Origin of the sequence: Cereibacter azotoformans, from assembly GCF_021391315.1 — a bacterium.
Taxonomy (GTDB): domain Bacteria; phylum Pseudomonadota; class Alphaproteobacteria; order Rhodobacterales; family Rhodobacteraceae; genus Cereibacter_A; species Cereibacter_A azotoformans.
Map to the genome: position 1 here is coordinate 1,711,987 of NZ_CP090021.1, position 21,468 is coordinate 1,733,454.

General features: G+C 68.4%; 23 protein-coding genes and 1 pseudogene. 3 read left to right on the plus strand and 21 right to left on the minus strand.

What is annotated here, in order from left to right; all coding sequences use genetic code 11:
* Window positions 1-7 precede the first annotated feature (7 nt).
* The 4 genes from LV780_RS08545 to LV780_RS08560 all read right to left on the minus strand — a co-directional run bounded on the left by LV780_RS08545 (window position 8) and on the right by LV780_RS08560 (window position 4,273).
* A complete protein-coding gene (locus LV780_RS08545) occupies window positions 8-1,438 on the minus strand; it encodes an ATP-binding response regulator (RefSeq protein ID WP_108220529.1) in 1,431 nt (476 codons plus the stop codon).
* Window positions 1,428-2,585 carry an FIST N-terminal domain-containing protein gene (locus LV780_RS08550; RefSeq protein ID WP_011908943.1) on the minus strand — a complete coding sequence of 386 codons (1,158 nt, stop codon included), beginning with the start codon at window positions 2,583-2,585 and terminating at the stop codon, window positions 1,428-1,430. The genes LV780_RS08545 and LV780_RS08550 overlap by 11 nt, the downstream gene beginning before the upstream one ends.
* A 10-nt stretch (window positions 2,586-2,595) precedes the next feature.
* Window positions 2,596-3,306 (minus strand): response regulator, encoded by a 711-nt coding sequence (locus tag LV780_RS08555; protein WP_108220528.1) that lies wholly within the window; start codon window positions 3,304-3,306, stop codon window positions 2,596-2,598.
* 160 nt (window positions 3,307-3,466) lie between these two features.
* Window positions 3,467-4,273 (minus strand): quinoprotein dehydrogenase-associated SoxYZ-like carrier, encoded by an 807-nt coding sequence (locus tag LV780_RS08560; RefSeq protein WP_108220527.1) that lies wholly within the window; start codon window positions 4,271-4,273, stop codon window positions 3,467-3,469.
* Window positions 4,274-4,378: 105 nt separating this feature from the next.
* Between LV780_RS08560 and LV780_RS08565 the strand changes: the two genes are divergently transcribed.
* Complete coding sequence (locus tag LV780_RS08565; RefSeq protein WP_108220526.1) at window positions 4,379-5,422, plus strand: quinoprotein relay system zinc metallohydrolase 2; 1,044 nt, start codon at window positions 4,379-4,381, stop codon at window positions 5,420-5,422.
* A 17-nt stretch (window positions 5,423-5,439) separates the two neighbouring features.
* Here LV780_RS08565 and LV780_RS08570 read toward each other — a convergent pair whose 3' ends face one another.
* The 14 genes from LV780_RS08570 to gfa all read right to left on the minus strand — a co-directional run bounded on the left by LV780_RS08570 (window position 5,440) and on the right by gfa (window position 17,047).
* The gene (locus LV780_RS08570; RefSeq protein WP_108220525.1) at window positions 5,440-6,033 is read right to left on the minus strand and encodes a hypothetical protein; all 594 of its coding nucleotides are present in this window, start codon (window positions 6,031-6,033) and stop codon (window positions 5,440-5,442) included.
* Window positions 6,034-6,043: 10 nt separating this feature from the next.
* On the minus strand, window positions 6,044-6,904 hold the full coding sequence (locus LV780_RS08575; RefSeq protein WP_108220524.1) for an ABC transporter permease: 861 nt from the start codon (window positions 6,902-6,904) through the stop codon (window positions 6,044-6,046).
* Window positions 6,901-7,629: an ATP-binding cassette domain-containing protein gene (locus tag LV780_RS08580; protein ID WP_101341968.1), complete on the minus strand. Its 729-nt coding sequence runs from the start codon at window positions 7,627-7,629 to the stop codon at window positions 6,901-6,903. The genes LV780_RS08575 and LV780_RS08580 overlap by 4 nt, the downstream gene beginning before the upstream one ends.
* Window positions 7,626-7,868 (minus strand): PepSY domain-containing protein, encoded by a 243-nt coding sequence (locus LV780_RS08585; protein WP_011908950.1) that lies wholly within the window; start codon window positions 7,866-7,868, stop codon window positions 7,626-7,628. The genes LV780_RS08580 and LV780_RS08585 overlap by 4 nt, the downstream gene beginning before the upstream one ends.
* Before the next feature lie 15 nt (window positions 7,869-7,883).
* Complete coding sequence (locus LV780_RS08590) at window positions 7,884-8,327, minus strand: cupredoxin domain-containing protein (protein WP_011908951.1); 444 nt, start codon at window positions 8,325-8,327, stop codon at window positions 7,884-7,886.
* Window positions 8,328-8,351: 24 nt separating this feature from the next.
* Window positions 8,352-9,314, minus strand: coding sequence for a YVTN family beta-propeller repeat protein (locus LV780_RS08595; RefSeq protein ID WP_101341969.1), 963 nt, complete (start codon window positions 9,312-9,314; stop codon window positions 8,352-8,354).
* Window positions 9,315-9,338: 24 nt separating this feature from the next.
* Window positions 9,339-10,520 carry an ABC transporter substrate-binding protein gene (locus LV780_RS08600; RefSeq protein ID WP_108220523.1) on the minus strand — a complete coding sequence of 394 codons (1,182 nt, stop codon included), beginning with the start codon at window positions 10,518-10,520 and terminating at the stop codon, window positions 9,339-9,341.
* 28 nt (window positions 10,521-10,548) lie between these two features.
* Window positions 10,549-11,076, minus strand: coding sequence for a PQQ-dependent catabolism-associated CXXCW motif protein (locus LV780_RS08605; protein WP_117344990.1), 528 nt, complete (start codon window positions 11,074-11,076; stop codon window positions 10,549-10,551).
* Entirely contained in the window at window positions 11,073-11,885 is an 813-nt protein-coding gene (locus tag LV780_RS08610; RefSeq protein WP_181318467.1) for a substrate-binding domain-containing protein, read from the minus strand. The genes LV780_RS08605 and LV780_RS08610 overlap by 4 nt, the downstream gene beginning before the upstream one ends.
* Window positions 11,882-12,412, minus strand: coding sequence for a c-type cytochrome, methanol metabolism-related (locus tag LV780_RS08615; RefSeq protein WP_011908956.1), 531 nt, complete (start codon window positions 12,410-12,412; stop codon window positions 11,882-11,884). Before LV780_RS08615 ends, LV780_RS08610 begins: the two co-directional genes overlap by 4 nt.
* A gap of 150 nt (window positions 12,413-12,562) precedes the next feature.
* Window positions 12,563-14,365, minus strand: coding sequence for a methanol/ethanol family PQQ-dependent dehydrogenase (locus LV780_RS08620; protein WP_011908957.1), 1,803 nt, complete (start codon window positions 14,363-14,365; stop codon window positions 12,563-12,565).
* A gap of 211 nt (window positions 14,366-14,576) precedes the next feature.
* The gene (locus LV780_RS08625; RefSeq protein ID WP_108220520.1) at window positions 14,577-15,008 is read right to left on the minus strand and encodes a c-type cytochrome; all 432 of its coding nucleotides are present in this window, start codon (window positions 15,006-15,008) and stop codon (window positions 14,577-14,579) included.
* Between the two features lie 126 nt (window positions 15,009-15,134).
* Window positions 15,135-16,265 carry an S-(hydroxymethyl)glutathione dehydrogenase/class III alcohol dehydrogenase gene (locus LV780_RS08630; RefSeq protein ID WP_011908959.1) on the minus strand — a complete coding sequence of 377 codons (1,131 nt, stop codon included), beginning with the start codon at window positions 16,263-16,265 and terminating at the stop codon, window positions 15,135-15,137.
* 200 nt (window positions 16,266-16,465) lie between these two features.
* Window positions 16,466-17,047 (minus strand): S-(hydroxymethyl)glutathione synthase, encoded by a 582-nt coding sequence (gfa, locus tag LV780_RS08635; RefSeq protein ID WP_108220519.1) that lies wholly within the window; start codon window positions 17,045-17,047, stop codon window positions 16,466-16,468.
* Between the two features lie 224 nt (window positions 17,048-17,271).
* Between gfa and LV780_RS08640 the strand changes: the two genes are divergently transcribed.
* The gene (locus tag LV780_RS08640; RefSeq protein ID WP_108220518.1) at window positions 17,272-17,766 is read left to right on the plus strand and encodes a DUF3280 domain-containing protein; all 495 of its coding nucleotides are present in this window, start codon (window positions 17,272-17,274) and stop codon (window positions 17,764-17,766) included.
* A 45-nt stretch (window positions 17,767-17,811) separates the two neighbouring features.
* On the opposite strand, the gene LV780_RS08645 is transcribed toward LV780_RS08640, so the two are convergent.
* From LV780_RS08645 to LV780_RS08655, 3 genes are all read right to left on the minus strand, one after another.
* On the minus strand, window positions 17,812-18,570 hold the full coding sequence (locus LV780_RS08645) for a Crp/Fnr family transcriptional regulator (protein WP_108220517.1): 759 nt from the start codon (window positions 18,568-18,570) through the stop codon (window positions 17,812-17,814).
* A 156-nt stretch (window positions 18,571-18,726) separates the two neighbouring features.
* A complete protein-coding gene (locus LV780_RS08650; RefSeq protein ID WP_011908963.1) occupies window positions 18,727-19,518 on the minus strand; it encodes a Crp/Fnr family transcriptional regulator in 792 nt (263 codons plus the stop codon).
* A gap of 124 nt (window positions 19,519-19,642) precedes the next feature.
* Complete coding sequence (locus LV780_RS08655; RefSeq protein WP_181318466.1) at window positions 19,643-20,674, minus strand: LLM class flavin-dependent oxidoreductase; 1,032 nt, start codon at window positions 20,672-20,674, stop codon at window positions 19,643-19,645.
* A gap of 185 nt (window positions 20,675-20,859) precedes the next feature.
* Between LV780_RS08655 and LV780_RS08660 the strand changes: the two are divergent.
* A pseudogene (locus LV780_RS08660) lies at window positions 20,860-21,428 on the plus strand (type 1 glutamine amidotransferase domain-containing protein).
* Window positions 21,429-21,468 lie beyond the last annotated feature (40 nt).

Sequence of the window (21,468 nt, forward strand, 5' to 3'; positions counted from 1 at the left end):
CATCCTTTCATTCCGCCGCGGCCGCACCCCGGCTGCGGGCGTCGAGAAGCGCCGAGAGCGTCTCGCGAAGCTCGCTCTCCGAGACGGGCTTGCGCAGCAGCGCCGAGGTCAGCCGGTCGGCCTGCGCCTCAAGTTGCGGGTCGGGCTCGGCGGTGACGATCAGCGCGGGCAGCCGCGTCCCGAGCCTGCGGCGCAGCGCGGCGATGGTGCCGAGGCCGGTGTCGTCCCGGTCGAGTCGGTAGTCGGTGACGAGGGCTTCCGGCACGAAGCCCGCAACCTGCGCCAGCGCCGCCTGCGTGCCGTCTGCCGCGGCCACCACCATCCCCCAACGCCGCAGCAGGAGCGCGTAGGCGTCGCGCATCGCCGCGTCATTCTCGACCACCAGCACCCGCCGCCCCGCGAGCGAGGCCGGCGCAGGGCCCGCCATGGGATCGGCCATCAGCAACGGATCGGGCGGCGTCCCCGCCAGCCGCTGCACGGCGCCGGTGGTCGCAGCCGGAGCCGGCCCGGCCGCCAGCGCCCCCGGCGCCTCGAGCGCGCGCGGCAAACGGATGCGAAAGACCGAGCCCCGCCCCGGCGCGCTGTCGAGCGCGATCTCGTGGCCGAGCCGCAGGCAGGCGCGCCGCACGATCGAGAGGCCGAGGCCCGTGCCCGGCTCCTCTCCGTCGGGGGCCAGCCGCTCGAACTCGTTGAAGATCCGCTCGCGGTCCTTGGGGGCGATGCCGGGGCCCGTGTCATGCACCTCGAGCCAGACATCCGCCCCCTCGCGCCGGGCGCCCACCAGCACCCGGCCGGTCCGCGTGTACTTGATCGCGTTCGAGATCAGGTTCTGCGCGATGCGCCGCAGGAAGACGGGGTTCGACATCACGGTGGCCGACGAGATCACGAAGCGCAGCTCAAGGCCCCGCGCCTCGGCGTCGTTCTGGAAATCGACCATCAGCCGCTGGAAGAGCCGGCCCAGCGAGACGCGCTCGCTGGAAATGTCGAGACGGACCGAATCGAGCCGCGAGATCTCGAGCAGCGCGCGGATCAGCTCTTCGGTGGAGTCGAAGGCCGTGGCGATGCGCGTCACCAGATCGACCTGCAAGGGCTCGCTCACCGTTTCGGACAGATGCGACAGGAACAGCTTCGCCGCGCTCAGCGGTTGCAGCAGATCGTGGCTGGCGGCCCGCAGGAAACGGGTCTTCGAGCGGTTGGCCTCGTCCGCGGTTTCCCGCGCGAGGGCCAGCTCGCGGTTGACCGCCTCCAGATGGGCCAGCGCCTGTTCGAGATCGCGGTTGCGGGCGAGCAGCTCCTGCTCGAGCACGGCGGCGGTCTGGAACAGCATCCAGTGCGAGCCCCGCGAGGCATCGGCCCGGTCCAGCCGGTCGATCAGCGCCGCGTTGATCCGCTTGAGCTTTTCGACCTGCCGTTCGAGATCGTCACCGTCACGCAGCATGGGCGGGCCCCATCAGCGCGAGACCCACGAAGGTCTGGTTGACGTGCACGCCGCCGTGCTGCTCGCCGTAGGTGTTGAAGCCCGCGATGCGCCAATCGGCAAAGAGGCGGGCGACAGCCGGTTCCAGCCCGGCCTGTTCGAGCGCCAGACGGCGCAGGATGCAGTCGAAGGCCAGGATCAGCGCCGGACGCTCTCCCAGCGCCTCGAGCCGGGCCTGAAGCCCATGCGTCAGGTCGTCGGCACGGCCAAGGGCCAGCAGCACGCCGCTCTCGATCGAGGACATGAGCGTAAGCCCGCCCTCGGGCGTGACCTCGCGGATGGCGCGGACGTGATACTGCCCGCCCATCCGCACGAGGAGCGGATTCTCGGCGAAGACACGCGGGTTCAGCGCCTCGGGGGCAAGGCCGATCAGGCGTGCGTACTCCTCGGCCGCGGGCTCGGCGTTGATCTCGAGGATCAGCCGTTCTTCGGGCACCGCCGCCGTCACCACCATCCGGCTGCCCGAGGGGGTGAAATGGTCGAAGATCACCTGCTCCAGCGCGAAATCCGTCTCGAACAGCGCAAAGATCGCGCTGTCCCGGTGGCTGTCGCCGTCAAGGACGAGGCAGGTCTCCTCGAACCGCAGCCCGTCGCCCGCCGATCCGCCCAGCACCGGCAGCCGGTGGGCCACCGCGTCGACCGTGGCCGCCACCAGCTCTTCCTGCCGGCTCAGCCCGTCGATGAGCAGGAGGCCGAACCGATGCCGCCGCGGCTGCCCCTCGAACCGGGAAAAGAGCGCGCGCAGCTCGGCCATCCAGTCCGACACGCCCAGCCCCGCGAGGTTCCTCAGCCAGACGGCGTCGGTGTGAAAGCGCGCGCCGGGCAGCCCCACCGCCACCACATGCCCGTTGCCATAGCCGCCGCAGGCAAACTCGCCTGCCGAGGAGCAGCCGATGATCCGGGCCCCCAGCGCCGCGCCCAGACGCGCCGCCAGCGCCGGAAGATCTGCGCCGGGTGACGAGAACAGCAGAACCGCCGCCGGCGCCGCCCCCGCAAGCCCCGCGCACAGCCGCTCGGCCAGATCCGGCGCGCAGGCCGGCTCGGACAGCACGACCGGCGCCCCGCTGTCGCCGGAGCGTGCCCCTTCCGTCGCAAAGCGTTCGTCCAACCGCAGCCCCCTAGCGCGCGAAGAGCCGCGCCTTGCTGGCCAGAAGGGCTGCCTGGGTGCGGTTCCTCACGTTGATCTTGGACATGATGGCAGCGATGTGGGTCTTGACGGTCGCCTCGGCTATCGAGAGTTCGTAGGAGATCAGCTTGTTCGGCCGCCCCTGACAGATCAGCCGCAGGATGTTCATCTGCTGCGGCGTGAGGGTGGCAAAGCTGCGGGCCAGTTCGCGCATCTGCTCGCCACTGTCCTCGCCGCCACCGTCGGCATCATATTCCTCGGGCGTCACCGGCTCGCCGGCCCACATCCGCCCGAAGGCCTCGATCATCTGCGGCCGCGGCAGGCTCTTGGAGACATAGCCCGTCGCCCCCGCCGCCATCACCGCCGTCACCATCTCGGCATCGACCTCGGCCGAGATCACCGTCAGCGGAACGGCGCGCGCAAGCTTGCGAAGGCTCATCACCCCTTCGATGCCCCGCACGTCGGGCAGGTTCAGGTCGAGCACGATGGCATCCGGCAGCGGACCCTCGCGCAGCAGCGTCTCGGCGGCCGACAGGCTGGCCGCGCTGCGCACCCGCTTCAGCCCGAAGGCATGGGTGAGGGTCATCGCCAGCGCGTCGCACATCAGCGGATGGTCATCGACGATCAATATGTCACCAATCGTGCGTGCCGGCACCCGCTGCGCTCCTGCGCATGCGATGCCCCCACCAGGAACATGTCCCATAGTTTCCTCCCGTTTCCGCGCGGGCTTCCCCCTCCCTGCGCGGTCTCCCCCATCGGCCGGTTGCCTGCCGCTCCTCTTGCTCTTGTTCCGGCAGGGCAATCTTGCCCATGTCCGGGAACGCGCGGCAAGCCCTTCCGGTTCCCGCATGAGACGCCTCTTTTCAGCCTGCAGGCACCGGGAAGGTGCCGCCGAACTCGACGCCTTCCGTATCGACTGCCCGGACGACGATCTCGCCCGCGCCGTTGTCGCGGTAGCGGAAGGTGAAGACGGGATCTTCCGAGATCGAGATGCCCCCGGTCATGGAGAAAAGAAGCTCCTCGCCCTGCCGCACTTCGAGCAGGTCGATGAAGCGGGCCGGAATGGTCAGCAGGGTGATCTGATCGCGCTGGAGGCCCGAGTAGTTCGGATGCCGGATCATCAGCTTGGCTTCGCGCCGCATGTCGCCGCCGCCGGTCTCGGCCGACAGCGGCTGAAAGCGGGTCTGCCCCAGATGGGCGAGTGCGGCCTCGGCATCCTTGCCCGCGGGCGCGGCGCAGCCGCCGGTCGCACGGACAAAGCGCCCCGCCATCGCCCAGTCGCCCCCGTCCGTCCGCGCCACGGCCCGCACGTTGGAATAGGCATTGACCCGCACCCGCACCTCCATGTCGAGCGGATGCATCGCCTCGCCCAGCGTGAAGGTCGCGGCGACCGGCGAGGGGTTCTCGTCGATCATCAGGGTCAGTTCCTCGATGCGCGCCCCGCCGGCGGGTTGCGTCACCCGCACCGGAACAAGCGCCGGATCATGCGCCCGGAACGGCGCGTCGAGCGAGAGCGCGCCGGGCGTCTCGACAAGGGAATCGGTGCCGAAGACGTCGAACTGCAAGCTCTCCCAGGCCTCGCCGGGCTGCATCGGGCTCGGCCTTTCCTCGGCCCAGAGCGGTGTGGTCAGCAGAACTGCACAAATGACGGTCGGCCGGATGATGCGCATGGCGATCTCCTGTGCTGTCGGCAGATATGAAACCACGCGGCGTCCGCCCCGCCTATCAGACTTTCGGCTGAGTGCGCGCCCGGGCGGAAGCGGCTAGGCAGGGACATGTTCCACCTGCTGCTTCACGCCTGCCTCGCGGCCGAGCCCGCCACCTGCGCCGAGCGGCTGCTGCCCGCGCCCGCACCGCTGACCGAGGAGGAGTGCCACTCCACCGCCGCCGAGCGCGCCGCAGGCTGGCTGCTGCGGCACCCGGAGCTGACGGCCGGCCCAAGCCGCTGCGCGCCGACCGCGGATCTGCCGCAACTCCCGCTGAAGGAGATCGCGCCGGGCCTCCTCGTCCATGAGGGACAGGACGGACTGCCGGACACCGCCAACCGGGGCGAGATCGCGAACCTCGGTGTCGTGATCGGATCGCAGGGGATCGCCGTCATCGACGCGGGCGCAAGCCGGGCGCAGGCCGAGTCGCTCTTTTCGGCGATCCGGGCCCGAAGCGACCTGCCGATCCGGGCGCTGATCCTGACCCACATGCATCCCGATCATTCCTTCGGGGCGGACCTCTTCCGCGAAGCCGGCGCCGAGATCCTTGGCGCGCCCAGGCTGGCCGCGGGCATCGAGGCGCGCGCCGCGAGCTGGATGGAGAGCTATCCGCCCCAGGTCGGGAACGGCGCGCTGCTGGGCACCCTCATGGCCCTGCCCGACCGCGGCACAGCCGACGAGCGGCTTGAACTGGGGGGCGCCACTCTGCATCTGCGGGCGGTCGCCACCGCGCACACCGACAACGACCTCACGGTGTTTCACGCGCAGTCGGGGACGCTCTTTACCGGCGATCTCGTCTTCAACGAGCTTCTGCCCACGCTCGACGGCTCTGTGAACGGCTGGCTTGCCTGGCTGGACGAGCCGCGCCCCGAGGTGCGCCGGATCGTGGCCGGGCATGGCCCAGCCCCCCTTCCCTGGCCTGACGGGGCCGAGGCAACGCGCACCTATCTCGAACGGCTGCGCACGACGGTCCGCGCCGCGATCGCCGCCGGCCAGCCAATGAGCGTCGCGATCCGTGACCGCGATCCCGCGGAGGCCGCGCGCTGGCAGGCGTATGACACGAGCCATCCCCGCAATGTCTCGGCCGCCTACGCCGAGCTGGAGTGGGAATAGACGCGCCCCGCCCGCCGCTACTTCGGCAGATGCTGTGCCACGGCGCGACCCAGCGCGAAGGCCCGGCGCTCGAGGATCACCGGCGTCTCGCAGACATAGGTGAGCGACTGCTGACGATCGCGGAAGATCCGGGTGTCCCAGTCGAGCTGCTCCTCGATCGCGTCGATCCGGTCGAAGTCCTTGTCCTCGGCCGCCAGAAGCCGGCTCATCTCGGCCCGCAGCGCGTCGATCCGCCGGTCAAGCGCCTCCTGGCTGTGAGCGTAGCGCGTGATGCCCGACATGACGCGGCTGCGGACCGCCTCGATCCGCTCGAAGGTGGCGAGATACAGCGCCACCAGCGCCTCGGGAGGATGGCTGGCCGCAAATTCCGCAATCCGTCCCTCGGCCTCCTCGATGGACAGGCGGCGCTGCTCAAGCTCTTCCGCCAGGTCCCGGATGTGGGGTTCGCGGGCAAGATCCTCGGTGGCCGCGTCGGGAATGGGGCCGCTCCAGACCTGGCCCAGCGACAGGTGCGGTTGCTTGCGCTGGATGCAGGGCCAGTCGGGGTCCGAGAAATCCGCCGCCGCGGCCGTGCCGCAGAGGAGGATCGCCGGAAGGAACCATTTCAGCATGGGTGCCTCCTCACCGCTTGCGCAGGGCCCAGAGGCCCTTGGACGGGTCATACATGAAGACGGCCGCACCGAAGAACAGCAACGCGCAGCCCGCGACGACGCCAAGCGCCAGCGGCTCGACCTGACGGTAGAGCGCGAAGCGGATCAGTTCGACCGCGTGAGTGAAGGGATTGGCCAGAGCGATGTCGGCCAGAAGCGGACTGGAATCGCGAAGTCGCCAGAGCGGATAGAGCGCGGTCGAGGCGAAGAACATCGGAAAGATGACGAAGTTCATCACGCCCGCGAAATTCTCAAGCTGCCGGATCGCCGACGAGATGAAGAGCCCCAGCGCCCCCAGCATCAGCCCCGACAGGAACAGCGCCGGCAGCACCGCGAGATAGCCCGGCGCCGGCGGCCGGATGCCCCAGATCCAGGCAATCAGCAGGAAGGCATAGACCTGCAGGATCGACACCAGCACCCCCGCCACCAGCTTGGAGCCCAGCAGGAACCAGCGCGGATAGGGGCTGACCAGCAGCGTCCGCATCGCCCCCGTCTCGCGGTCATAGACCATCGAGAGCGAGCTTTGCATCCCGTTGAACAGCTGGATCATCGCGCAGAGGCCGGGCGTGACATAGACCTCGTAGAGCACATAGGTCTGGTAGGGCGGCGTGATCGACAGGCCCAGCACGGCCCGGAAGCCGGCCGCGAAGATGAAGAGCCACACCAGCGGCCGGACCAGCGCCGACAGGAACCGTTCGCGCTGGCGGGTGAAGCGCAGGATCTCGCGCCCGGCGATGCCGGAAAAGGCGATGAGATGGCCGCGCAGCGAGCGGCCGTGGCCGGGGCGCGGACGCGGCGGCGCGACGGGCGCCATGCGGTGCGGCGCGGTCATGCGCCCTCTCCGGTCAGCGCAAGGAAGCCCTGCGTCAGGCTTCCGCCCAGATCCGCGGCCCGCCCCGTCAGCCGGACCTCGCCCCGGTGCAGCACCACCACGCGGTCCTCGGGCGCGATCTCCTCCATCATGTGCGTGGCCCAGAGCGCCGAGACCCCCTCGGCCGCGATCAGGTCGCGCACCACCGTCTGAACCTCGGCCCGAGAGCGCAGGTCGAGCCCGGCCGTCGCCTCGTCCAGCAGCAGCAGTTCCGGCCGGTGCAGGAGCGCGCGGGCGATCTCGGCCCGGCGCTGCTGGCCGCCCGACAGGGTCGCCACCCGCGCCCCCGCCTTGTCCGACAGGCTGACCAGCGCCAGCACCTCGTCGATGCGCGGCGCGGCCTCGCGTCGGCCGATCCCGTGCAGCGCCGCGTGGTAGCGCAGGTTCTGGGTCAGGGTCAGGTCGGCGTCGAGCGCCCGGCTCTGGAACACGACGCCCAGCCGGGCAAGAGCCTCGCCCGGCTGGCGGCGGGCGTCGAAGCCCGCCACGCGGATCGTCCCGCTCGTGGAATCGTAAAGACGAGTCACGAGCGAGAAGAGCGTGGTCTTGCCCGCCCCGTTCACGCCGAGAAGCGCCACGAAGGCCCCCCGCGGGACGGTGAAGCTCACCTCCCGCAGGGCCCGGACCGCGCCGAAATTGTGGCTGAGGCCGGTGATCTCGAGCGCGGGCGGGCCGGCCGGCGTCATTCCTTGCGCTTCTCCGTCACCTCGAAGTTGGCGTCGAGCTTGATGTCATACTGCCCGTCGGCGCAGAACACGTCATCCAGTTCCCATCCGCCGTCATCGGCCTCGATGTTGACGGGATCGACCTCGCACTGCATCTCGGCCAGAAGCGCGTTGATGCGCTCGACCGTCGCCTCGTCGGCCTCCTGAGCCGAGGCGGTGGTGGCGGCCAGCACGAGTGCCAGCGCGGCAAGTTTCTTCATCCTCTTTCCTCCCTGTCAGCGGATGTTGAAGGTGGCACGCTGCGTCTCGCCGGACGAGCCGGGAATGCTGAGCGTGAAGCTGCCCGGCACGATCGCCACGAACGAGATCCGCGCCTCGCCCGCCTCGTCGAACTCGATGGAATGTACGCCCATCGGCCGGATCTCGATCCCGTTGATGACGATCTCGTTGATCCAGATCGCGCGGAAGAAGTCGCCCCCCGAAAGCGCAAGCTCGGCCGAGCCGTCGGCCACGATCTTGATCCGGTAGAAGGTGCCCGACTTCAGCTCGTAGGGTTCGCCCGCCACGGGCTTGCCCGAGGCCAGCGTCAGATCGGCCAGATCCTCGCGGTTCGAGGCCGACATGAGGCCCGCAAAGCCGAACTCGTGGGCGGCCGCCGGCACGGCCACCGGCGCTGCGACAAGGGCGGCGAGCGCCACGGCCAGGATGCGTTCAAACATGTCTTCCTCCCTGAACAATGTCCGTCATTCCACCGCCACCACGCCCCAGGGCTGCTCGCCCACCTGCACCGAGCGGATCACCTCGTCGCTGGCCACATCGATGATGGAGATGTCGTTCGAGTTCCCGTTGGTGGTGAAAAGGTATTTCTGATCCGGCGAGAAGGCCAGTTGCCAGACCCTCTGCCCCACGAGCAGATAGTCCGTCACCTCCCAGGTGGCGCCGTCCACCACGGCCACCCGGTTGGCGGGCCCGAGCGCGACATAGGCCTTGGAGCCGTCCGCCGTCACCCGCACCCCCACCGGCTGCAGGGCCTCGGGCAGGACGCCCGGCACCTCGAAGGTGATCTTCTTCTCGATCTGTCCCGAGGCCGGGTCGATGACCGAGACCGTGCCCCCGATTTCGGACGAGACGAGCAGCGTCGCGCCGTCGTCGGTGAATTGCGCAAAGCGCGGGCGCTGGTCCACCAGCACGTTCTGGACGATCTCGAAGGTCTCGGTGTCGATGAAATGGGCCATGTTCGTCGTCTCGGAAGTGTTGACGACGATCCGGCCGTCGGGCGAGACGCCCATGCCCTCGGGCTCCACCCCCACCGGCACCTCGGCCAGAACCGTGCGCGTCTCGACATCGACAACGGTCACGATGTTGTCGTCCTCGTTGGCAATGTAGAGCGGGTTGCCCGACGGATGCAGCACGAACAGTTCGGGGTCGGGCCCCGAGGGCAGCGTCGGCTGCTCTTCGTAGGTGTCGGTGCTGAAGACCCGCACGAGATTGTCGTCCGAGGCGCAGACATAAAGCCACTTGCCGTCCGGCGAGGCCGTGATGCCGCGCGGGCGCTGGCCGCCGGGAAAGGTCGCGATCACCTCGAAGCTCTCGCTGTCGAGCACGGTGATGTCGTTGCCCTTCTCGTTCGAGACGAAGATCTTGCCCGCAAGCGCCGGGCTCCCGGTGCAGAGGCAGGCCAGCAGGCCCGTGGCTCTCATGATCATCTCTTGTCCTCCCCTCTCAATGAATCACTGGCGCTCGATCTGGCAGGCCGTTTCCGGGCGATCGATGCCGAGCGTATCGAGCTGGGAGACCTGATGCAGATATTCGGACTGGGGCGAGACCGAGGTCACGATGTCGCCCGATGCGAGCAGGATCGGCTGGCGCAGCTGGCCGTCCCAGTCGCGCCATGTCAGCGGCTGGCCCTTGAAGCCGCCAAGCTGGAACTCGTCGCCCAGCATGTAGTCCCGCAGGACCGCCATCTCGGCCGACTGGGTACGGGTGGCCGCCTCGCCCACGGCGCGCATCGCCAGCCAGACCTGATAATCCTCCTCGCGGCTGGGACGCTGGGCGAGCTTTTCGAAGCGGCTCTGGAACTGCATGCCGCCCCACATTTCCATCGCGGGATGCCACGAGAGCGGCGACAGACCCGCCGAGCCCGCGACAGGCCGCGCCTCCCAGGTGTGGTAAGGCAGGTAGGCGGCAAAGATGCCGGTCTCGTCGGCGGCCACCACCACATCATGCTGCGCCGCGCGCTGGGTGAAGGTGGGCATCCGGGCCTGGATCTGGACGAGGCCGCTGTCGGTCGCCCGCGCGCCGCCCGTATCCTCGAAAGTGCGCTCCTCGACGATGCGGGCGCCGAACTTGGTGGCCGCGCGCCGATAGGCATCGGCCAGCGCCCGGTCGGCCGGGTGGCTTCCCTCGATCAGGAACCAGTCGTCCCAGCGTTTCCACATGAGGAACTGCGCCAGAGCATCGGTGACCATCGCCCGGCTGGGCGCGGTGTGGAGAAGATTGGCCCGGCAGTCCTCTCCCCGAAGCGCGTCGCCCCGCGCGCGCGCGTTGAAGACCAGCACCTCGTCGCCCGCCGCGTCTGCGAGGGCCAGCGTGGTCTCCTCATCGGCCAGCGTCACCACGAGCCGGACGCCCGAGGCCACGATCTCCTGCATCTTGCCGGCGGCTGTCTCGTGCGTGGCGGTGACCTCGTCGGTCACGAAGCTCTGGCCCATGAACTGCCCGGTGGTGGCGTTGTCACTCGTGCCGAGGCGCGCTCCGGCAAAGCCGAGATCCTCGGGCGGCAGGTCGAGGCGCGAGGCGGGAGGGCGGCCCGGCTCATCCACGCGCAACACGGCCATCCGTATCTCGACCTGCGCCAGCGCGGCGCAGGGCATGACCAGGGCCGCAACAAGCGCGGCGTGCAGAAATCGCATTCTCAGTCCTCCCAACCCCATCGTGACCTTACCGCGGCGCAGGCGGCACCTCCTCCAGATGCCCACCCAGATCCTGCCACGCGTCCGTCCCTCCGGGGAACCATTTCACGCCGGAAAAGCCCCAGCCGATCGCGCGCTTGGCCGCGTTCCAGGACATCCAGCAGTCCTTCTTGCAGAAGATCACCACCCCGGCGCCGGCATCGCCTCCCGTCACGCGCTCCAGCCCGTCGCGCAGATAGGCGGCATCGGCCTCCGGCAGCGCCTCGTATCCGGTGTTCGGCAGCCAGACCGAGCCCGGAATGCTGAGATGCGGCTTTTCCCGCCACATCCGGTCGTCGGGCAGACCTTCGGGGCGCGCCTCGCGGGGAAGCACGTCGATGAAGGACACACCAGCGGAATGCAACGCGCGCGCCTCGTCGGACGAGAGGCCGGGTTGTCCCATCACCGTGGCAGGAACCTCGGCCCGATAGGGCGCGCCGCGAAAGCCGTCGGGCTCCGGCACACCGGCCAGCGCCGGAAGCGCCAGAAGACACAGGGCCGCCGCAAACCTCTTCACCCGCCCTCCTTCAACGCCTTCCCGTAATCATCCACCAAAGGCACGCCCGCCTCGCGCAGGATCGCGTCGAGCGCCTCCTGTTCGCGCCGGAGCAGCGAGTTGACCTCGCGCTTCCAGACATCCTCGCCCTGCCGCACGCCCATCGTGATGCGGTAGAACAGCCGCGGCGCGCCCTCTTCCTTGAGGAGCGGGATGGCCTTGAGCCCGGCACGCTCGCGCACAAGGGGCCCGGCCACCGGACCCCACATCACGGCGGCATCTATGCCCCCCGCCTCGATGTCGGAGAGCATGTCGCCGGACGGATCCTCGACCCGGCGGTCCACCATCAGGTCGTAGGGCTTGGCCTTCGCCATCAGCCCATGCCGCGCGATGTGCGAGGCCGGAGGCGAACCGGCCACCACGCCCAGGCGCAGCCTCTTGAGCGCCGGGTCCGAGAGGCTCTCCACCCCGGCCAGCGGCCCGTCGGCCTTCACCACGAGCACATGGGTCGAGGTGTAGTAATGGTTGGTGTTCAGCACCAGCTCGTCGCCCTGGGCATAGCCGATGACAAGGTCGCACTTGCCCGCAAAGAGGGTGTTGCGCGCGAACCCCACCACCATCGGGAACCAGGTGTACTCCACCGGCTTGCCCATGACCTGGCCGAGATGCTCGGCGATGCGGTTCTCGAAGCCGCTGCCGTCGCGGTGGGACATGGGGGAATTGGCGGGATCGGCGCAGATGCGCAGCACATCGTCCGAGACGAGGTCGGCGACCTGCGCCTGGGCCGGTCCGGCCGCAAGGACCGTCGCCACGAGGGCGCTGCGGATCATTCCATGCACGACGCTTCCACCTCGGCATATTCCTCGGTCTTGTCGGCGCGCTTGGCCGGGCGGCCGCGATCAAGGTTCCCCGAGCCGCGGGCCCGCAGATAGGTCCAGATGTCATCGACGTAGCACATGACGTTCGGGTTCGTCCCGAAGGCCGGCATGACCAGCGTCTGCGCGGCGCCCACATCCTGCTTGCCGTTGGCGATGATCTCGAGGAACGTGTAGTAATCCATGCGCATCACGCTGTCCTTCAGCGCAGGCGCATAGGTCGAGCCCATGCCGTCCGGGCCATGGCAGACGTGGCACTCCGACTGGTAGCGGCGGTAGCCCGAGAAGGTGGGCCAGTCCACCGTGCCGTCCTCGGCGATGTCGAAGGTGGGCACATCCTCGGCATTGAACGAGCGGATGCCGTCCGACGACGCGACCGCAACATCCGTGCCCTGTGCTGCGGCCTCGGCCGAGGCCAGCGACGTGGCGCCCGCCATCAGCGCGCACATCACCATGGCGCCCACGGACAGAGTGGTCTTCATTCGTTATCTCCTCCCAGAAGAAAGCCGCCCCCGCGGTGCCCGCAAGGGGGCGGCTCCGGTTCTTGCAGGGCCATGATCCCCTCCGCCGCACCTCCTTCAGCGGCGCAGGGGACCGGAGCCGGGACCGGCTCCGGCTGATGGCCGAGATCCTCAGTCCGGCACGGCGAACACGGTCAGCTGGCCGCCAAGCTCGGTGTAGTCCGAGAGCGCCGCATAGCCGCCCACGGCGCCCAGACCCTCGTTCGGGTTGGTCAGGCCGGCCGCGAGACCGATCCCGGCCCAGCCGCCGACGCCCGACAGGATGCCGATGTACTGCTTGCCGTTCAGCTCGTAGGTCATCACGTTGCCGATGACGCCCGAGGGGGTCTTGAAGCGGTAGAGAAGCTCGCCCGTCTCGGCGTCGATCGCCTTGAGGTGGCCTTCGAGCGTGCCGTAGAACACGACGTCGCCCGCGGTGGCCAGCGCCCCCGACCAGACCGAGAACTGCTCGGGCAGCGACCACTTGATCTCGCCCTTGGTGGCGTCCCAGGCAATGAAATTGCCCATGCCGCCATGGCTGTCCGGCGCGGGATACATCGAGAGCGTCGCGCCCACATAGGGCTGGCCGGCCGTGTAGCTGACCCGGTAGGGCTCGTAATCCATGCAGACGTGGTTGGTCGGCACGTAGAAGAGGCCCGTCTTGGGCGAGAAGGCCGCCGGCTGCTGGTCCTTGGACCCCAGCGCCGCCGGGCAGACGCCGGTGGTGTTGGTGTCCTCGCCGTTCTGCGCGGTCGAATATTCCGCCACGACCTGCGGACGGCCATACTGGTCGGACTCGGGGTCCATCACCACTTCGGTGGCCCAGTTCACCGCCGGATCATACTTCTCGGCCACCAGCAGCTCGCCCGTCTCGCGGTCGAGCGTATAGCCAAAGCCGTTGCGGTCGAGGTTGACCAGCAGCTTGCGCATCTGCCCGTCGATCTCCTGATCGACGAGGATGTTCTCGTTCACCCCGTCATAGTCCCACTCGTCGTGCGGGGTCTTCTGGTAGAACCACTTCGCCATGCCGGTATCGACATCGCGCGCCATGATGGTCATCGACCACTTGTTGTCGCCCGGCCGTTGCGACGGGTTCCAGGTCGAGGGGTTGCCCGTGCCGTAATAGACAAGGTTCAGGTCCGGGTCATAGGAATACCAGCCCCAGGTGGTGCCGCCGCCGATCTGCCACTGATCGCCTTCCCAGCTTTCCAGCGACGAGTTCGGGCCGATCGGCTTTCCGAGATGCGTGGTCTGCTCGGGATCGACGAGCATCTCCTCGTCCGGGCCGGTCGAGAAGGCGCGCCAGACCTGCTCGCCGGTCTGCATGTCGTAGGCGGTCAGGTGGCCGCGGACACCGAACTCGCCGCCCGAGATGCCGACGAGGATCTTGTCCTTGACCGGCAGGACGGTTGCCGTGTTGGTCTCGCCCTTGGTGGGATCACCGTTGACGACGCTCCATTTCACCTCGCCGGACTTGGCGTCCAGCGCGACGATGGTGGTGTCGGCCTGGTGCAGGAAGATCATTCCATCGGCATAGGCCACGCCGCGGTTGACCGTGTCGCAGCACATCACGCCCACGACGTCGGGGTTCTGCTGCGGCTCGTAGCGCCACAGGATCCTGCCCTCGTTGTTCAGGTCGAGCGCATAGACATTGTTCGGGAACGGGGTGTGGACATACATGATCCCGTCGATCACGAGCGGCGAGCCCTCGTGGCCGCGCAGCACGCCCGTCGAGAAGGTCCAGGCGACCTGAAGCTTGCCCACGTTCTCGCGGTTGATCTGGTCCAGCTCGGAGTAGCGGGTGTTGGCGTAGTCGCCGGTCTGGATCGCCCATTGGGTCGAATCCCCAATCGCCTGCATGACCGAGTCGTTCGCATAGACCGGCGCAGACGAGAGCAGCAGGGTCGCGGCGAGACCCCTCTTAAGCATCTTCATTGGCTCCTCCCGATGTTGATTTATTGAGAATGGCTTGGTCGTTCCACCGGCCTTGGGTTCCCTCCCCGGAACCGCCGGCCTCTTCCCGAGCCTCATGCTACGGCGCGTCGATTTGTAGCGTCAACGACGCCGGCCGGTTTTAAGCCCAAAGTATGATCGGCCGGTGCGCCGCAGGCGGGCTCTTGCGAAATCCTTGACGCACCGGGCTTTTTCATCCCTCGACCGGCGCGTCGGACGCCTCGCCGGCCTCCTGCACCGCACCATCCGAGAAGGTGTCGAGATAGGCGATGATGTCGGCCAGCTCTTCCGGCTTCCTGATGCCGGGGAAGGCCATCTTGGTGCCCGGCATGGCCTTGCGCGGGTTGGACAGGAAGTCCTCGAGCGCCGCATGGTCCCAGACGAGTCCGCCCTCCGCCGCCTCGGCCATCGCCTTGGAGTAGGCGAAGCCCTCGACGGTTGCGGCCGGACGTCCGACGACGCCGGTCAGCACCGGGCCGGTCTTGCTCGTGGCGCCTTCGCCGATCTGATGGCAGGCGAGGCACTTGCGAAAGGCCTTCTCGCCGGCGGCCGGATCGCCCTGGGCTGCGGCGGCATGCGCCGTTCCAAGCGCGAGCGCGCCTGCGAGTAACGGGGTCAGTCTCATGTTTTGCTCCCTTGGCGGATGGCTCGGGGCGACCTGCGCATGAGGCCGCCCGGGCCGGTCGAACGACCGGCCGGGTCACTGGCACCGACACTGGGAAATCGTCACGCGTCGCGGAGGAACCGCGGCTCAGAACACCACGACCGAGCGGATCGACTCGCCCGCATGCATGAGATCGAAGCCCTTGTTGATCTCTTCGAGGCTCAGGATGTGGGTGATCATCGGATCGATCTGGATCTTGCCCTCCATGTACCATTCCACGATCTTCGGCACGTCGGTCCGCCCGCGCGCGCCGCCGAAGGCCGAGCCCTTCCAGACCCGCCCCGTCACCAGCTGGAACGGCCGCGTCTGGATCTCGGCCCCCGCCGGCGCCACGCCGATCACGATCGACTGGCCCCAGCCACGATGGCACGCTTCCAGTGCCTGCCGCATCACCTTCACATTTCCCGTGCAGTCGAACGTGTAGTCGGCCCCGCCGATCTGGTCGAAGGGCGTCTTGGTCATATTCACCAGATGGGCCACGATGTCCCCGTCGATCTCGGACGGGTTCACGAAATGGGTCATGCCGAACCGCTCGCCCCATTCCTTCTTGGCGTTGTTCAGATCGACCCCGATGATCATGTCGGCGCCGGCAAGCCTCAGCCCCTGGATCACGTTCAGCCCGATGCCGCCCAGCCCGAAGACCACCGCCTTGGCGCCGATCTCGACCTTGGCCGTGTTGATCACCGCGCCGATGCCGGTGGTGACGCCGCAGCCGATGTAGCAGATCTTGTCGAAGGGCGCGTCCTCGCGGACCTTGGCCACCGCGATCTCGGGCAGGACCGTGTAGTTCGAGAAGGTCGAGCAGCCCATGTAATGCAGGATCGGCGTGCCATCGAGCATCGAGAAGCGGCTCGTGCCGTCGGGCATCAGCCCCTGCCCCTGCGTCCCGCGGATCGCGGTGCAGAGGTTGGTCTTCTGGCTCAGGCAGCTCGGGCATTGCCGGCACTCGGGCGTGTAGAGCGGGATGACGTGATCCCCCGGCTTCACGCTCGTCACGCCGGGCCCCACTTCGACCACCACGCCCGCGCCCTCGTGGCCGAGGATCGCCGGGAACATGCCTTCCGGGTCGGCGCCGGACAGGGTGAACTCGTCTGTGTGGCAGATGCCGGTGGCCTTGATCTCGACCATGACCTCGCCGGCCTTCGGTCCTTCGAGATTGACCTCCATGATCTCGAGCGGCTTGCCGGCCTCGACGGCGACGGCGGCACGGGTGCGCATGTTACTCTCCCTCTCCTGAACCCGCCGCTGGGGCGGCGGTCCTGATATTTCTCTGACCTTAAGAGGAAATTCCGCCGGCGGCATTCGGCAAAAAGGATGAGGAAGCAGCCCTTGCATCCGCCGGGAACGCCAACCCGCAGACGGTCTGGCCGCCTGCGGGAGGACCGGGTTCATCCCGGCTGAGGCCCGCCCCGACGGCCTCAGGCGGCGAGCTTGCCCGAACGCTTGGCCAGATGCGTGGCGATCGCATCCATCAGCGGCGGCGAGAGCGCATCATAGGGCTCGAGCCCGAGGTCGCGCAGACGGGCGCGGATGCCGTCCATTCGATCCGGGGCCACCCCGCTCTCGATCACCGAGGAAACGAAGGCCGCGAAGCCCGGAGGCGACCAGCCCTCTTCCGAGGAGAGTTCGGTATGGATGAAGTCGAGCCCGTAGAACGGGTGGTCCTTGTTCTCGATCCGGCCGAACATGTGCGTGCCGCAGCCCGTGCAGGCATGGCGCTGGATCGCCATGCTGCTGTCGACGACCTTCAGCTTGTCGCCGTTGGCCACCACCTCGACCGCCTCGCGCGGCACGACCGCCACCATGCTGAAGATCGCCCCCTCGGGCTTCCAGCATTTCGTGCAGCCGCAGACGTGGTTGTGCGCCGCCTGGGCGTTGATGCGCACCTCGACCGGCCGGTCGGTGCATTTGCACCGTAACGTGCCGCCGGGGAAATCATCCCGCGCCGGCGCGATGCCGTTGTCCACCGACGGATGGATCTTGACGTCTCCCTGAGTCATGTCCGTTGCATCCTCCCTGACATGCAGTCCCGCTGACATGCGCGGCAATTGTCGCGCGGCGGACTGAGTCCAGCGAGTCAACCATTGGGGGGATGAACAGGCGCTCCGACCCTTCGCCGAAGAGGTCTTGCCCGCCTCTCGCCCACGGCGTCCGTTGTTCCCGCCCCTCCTCTCAGCCCTTTGTCCGGCTTGCGGCACCCGGTCGGGCGGGCAAGGGTAAGGGAATGAAACGCCTTCTCCTCCCCCTTCTCCTGCTTGCGGCCGGCCCGGCCTCGGCCGAAGAACTCTGGCAAGGACGCAGCGCGGCCTTCTTCGGCATCACCTTCCTCGACACTTCAACCGAGGGCGAGATGAACGGCGTCCGCGCCGATGAGGTGGCGCGGCTCGAGATGGTGGAGCGTCAGGCCGCCGAGGCGATGCGCGCGCATGGGATGACGCTGCTCGATCTGGCGCCGGTCGAGGAGGATCTGGATCGCATCCGCAACCCGGCCAAGTGCAACGGCTGCGACCTGCGCATGGCGGAAACGCTCGGGGCCGACTATGCGGTGGTGGGAGAGGTTCAGAAGATCTCGAACCTGATCCTCGCACTCAACCTCTATGTGAAGGATGTCGAAACGGGGCGGCAGATCCGTGGGCAGGCGGTCGATATCCGGGGGAATACGGACGAAAGCTGGCAACGCGGAATGCGCTACATCCTTGAGCGGAGCATTTTCCGCTGACACATGCGCTGCGGCCGGCACCGCGGGGCACCGGCCTCGTTCGCGTCAGGCGCGCTGCAGATGAGCCACATGCGGTTGAACCGGGGCCAGACCGTCCACCATGGCGGGCACGGGCAGGTCGATCCCCGCCAGATCCTCGAGCTGCGCCAGCCGGGGCAGTTCGAGCCCCCCACCCTCATGCACGATCAGCAGCCCGCGCCGCACCAGTTCGTCGCGCGCCTCGTCAAGCTGCGCCCCGCCCAGCGCGAGCAGCGTCGCGATATCCTCGTGCCGGCATTGCAGCGACAGCCGCAGCGCGCCCATCCGGTCCCGCTCGGCCAGCCGGTGGGCGCAGATCGACAGGAATCCGGCCAGCCGCTCGACCGGAGCGAAGGTCGAGCGGAGGCGGGTGAAGATCCGGCGAAGGTCGGCGGCATGGGACGCAGCCTGCATCAGCGCGGCATGGAGACGGGGATCGCGCAGCGCCGCGGCCTCCACCTCATGCACGTCATACCAGCAGACCTGCGACGGAACGACGGCCGTCACCCGCATCTCGCGGTTGCCCCGGAAGGCCTCGCCCAGCGGTTCACCGACCGACACGACATCCATGCCGGTCTCGGCCCCGCACCGCAGCAGAAGGCCCGAATGGAGGATGCCGAACCGGCCGCCCTTCAGGCTGACGTCGGTCGGGGCCTCGCCCGGCGCCAGGACGGCGAAGTCGGGCACGAGCGGCCAGACCGACGCGGCCCGCAGCCGGATCGCGGCACAGAGCGCGTTCCGGCGCTGGTGGCAGTCTTCGCAATGCAGGCTGGTTCGGCACGCCATGTCATCAGTCCCCCCCGAAGGCCCGCATTTGCGCGAGCATTTCATGTCGTCAACCGCAGATACTGGTGAAACGCGCGCTTCCGCAGCGGAGCACGCCAACCTGAATAGGAGATGCAGCGTTTGAACTCTTTGACCTGCGTCAATTCGCGCGCCTGGTCAGAATGACCCACCACAGCCGGCGCGCAGATCGGTCAGCAGCGCGGCTGCGTCAAATTCCTCGTTTTCCGACAGGGCGATGAGGGCGGGAAGATCCGTGATCTCGAACCGGAGCGGCGTGCGAATCGAGATCAGCCCGTCGCGCGAGAAGCCCTGCACCGCGCGCGAGATCGATTCCACCGTCGTGCCCAGATAGAGCGCAAGATCGTTGCGGGCGATCGGAACGTTCACGATGATTCGCTGCTGGTCTCCGGTCAGCTCGCTGGTCTGGTGCGGCCAGCGGCGGCAGAGCATCAGAAGGTAGGTGGCCAGACGCGCGGCCACGGTGGCCCCGGCCCGCAGCGTGATCCATTCTCGCGCGGCGTCGAGTTCGTCCAGCACCGCCAGCAGCACCGCATGTTCGAGATCGGGGCAGCTCCGCACGAGGGACTCGAAGGCGTGGCGCTCGAAACAGCAGAGCGTGACCTCGGTCGCCGCTTCGATGGAATAGTCGGATCGGTCGGAAAAGACCCGCCCGAACATGTCGGAGGGCACGAGAAGCCCCACGATCTGCGACCGCCCGTCCGCGAGCAGCCGCTCCATCCTCAGCACGCCCCGGACGACGTTGCCCACATATTCGAGCGCGCCGCCCTGCGGCACGACCACCGAATCCCGGGGAAAGACACGCAGGCGCGCGATCGCGTCCAGCTTGCGCAGGGTGGAGGGGGTCAGGCCGCGGCGCAGGCCGGCGTGGTGAAACTTGGCATCCGGCCCAAGCCGCGTGACCTCGTTGCTCACCAGAGGACGCTCCATCGTACCGCTCCGATACCAAAATTCAGGACGCACCAATCTTTAACGCCAGAGTCCGAAGCTGCAACCGGCGATAGCGACGCTGCGCCAACAGGGCCCGCCCCGTGGCACCGGGCCGAAGGGCCGTTCAGCCGCGGGCCAGCATGTCGCGGACCATGGGCAGGACCTGCCGCCCGTAAAGCTCGATCGACCGCATCAGCGCGCCGTGGTCCAGCGGGCCCATCGAATACTTCAACTGGAAGCGCGCAAGATCCAGCGCGCCCACGGTGTCGGCGATCCGCCGCGCCACCGTCTCGGGCGCGCCCACATACATCGAGCCATGCTCGACCTCGCGCAGGAAGTCCTCGCGCCGGAGGCTCGGCCAGCCGCGCTCGGACCCGATCCGGTCATGGAGCGCCTTGTAGGCCGGAAACGCCTCGTCTCGCGCCTGTTCGTCCGTCGGCGCGACATGGCCCGGCGAATGGACGCCCAGCGGCATGGGCGCAAGGCCCGCCTGATCCGAGGCGCGGCGGTAGAGATCGACGAAGGGCAGGAAGCGCCGCGCCGACCCGCCGATGATGGCCAGGATCATCGGCATCCGGTAGCGCACCGCCCGCACGACGGATTCAGGGCTGCCGCCCACCCCGATCCAGCTGCGCAGGCCCTGCTCGCCCAGCGGCGGCCAGACCCGCTGCCGCTCGAGCGGGGCGCGGGTGGTGCCGGACCAGGTGACTTCCTCCTGACGGATCAGGCGCGCGAACAGATCGAGCTTTTCCTCGAAGAGCGCGTGGTAGTCGGCCATGTCGAAGCCGAAGAGCGGAAAGCTCTCGGTGAAGGACCCCCGCCCGAGCGTCACCTCGGCGCGCCCGCCCGAAATCGCGTCGAGCGTCGAGAACCGCTGGAACAGCCGCACCGGATCGTCCGAGCCCAGCACCGTGACCGCCGTTCCCAGCCGGATGCGGCTGGTCCGCGCCCCGATCGCCGCCAGCAGGATCTCGGGCGCCGAAATGGCGAAATCGTCCCGGTGATGCTCGCCGAGGCCAATGACGTCCACGCCCACCTCGTCGGCCAGAACGGCCTCCTCGACCACATGGCGCAGCACCTCGCGCTGGGGCAGCAGCCGCTTGCCGCTGTCCCAGGTCACGTCGCCGAATGTGTCGAGGCCGAATTCAACTGTCATGCGCATGTCCTCCAGACGGTCAGGCGACATCTAGCACAGCCTGCCAACCTTTCCCCCGCCCCGCGCAGCACAGCGCCCCTGCCCTGCTGCACAGTCGCCCCCGGCCTTCGGAACAGACGCCGGCGCCCGTCGTTGCAGCCCCGACCGCGGCCCCCCCGGACCGCACCATCGAGGAAGGACGTCCCATGCAACTCGACGGCAAGACCATCGCCATCCTGATCGCGCCCCGCGGCACCGAGGATGTGGAGTTCGTACGCCCGGCCCAGGCGCTCACCGAAGCGGGGGCGAAGGTCGTCGCGGTCAGCCTCGAGGCGGGCACGGCCGAGACGGTGAACCAGGATCTCGATCCCGGCTCGCGCCATCCGGTCGATGCCACTGTCTCCGACGTCTCGGCGTCCGGGTTCGACGGTCTCGTGATCCCCGGCGGAACGGTCGGAGCCGACAAGATCCGCGGCAGCGCCGAGGCCGTGGCCTTCGTCCGCGGCTTCTTCGAGGCGGGCAAGCCCGTCGCTGCGATCTGCCACGGCCCCTGGGCACTGGTCGAGGCGGGCGTGCTCGAGGGCGCCGGCTGACCTCCTTTCCGTCGCTCGCCACCGACATCCGCAACGCGGGCGGGCACTGGACCGACGCCGAGGTGGTGGTGGATCAGGGTCTCGTCACCAGCCGCAAGCCGGACGATCTCGAAGCGTTCTGCGCCCGGATGATCGAGGAATTTGCCGAGGGCCCGCACGCAGGCCAGCGCCGCAGCGCCTGACACCGCGTCGGCGTCCACTTGCCGAGCGTCGTGAAAAGTT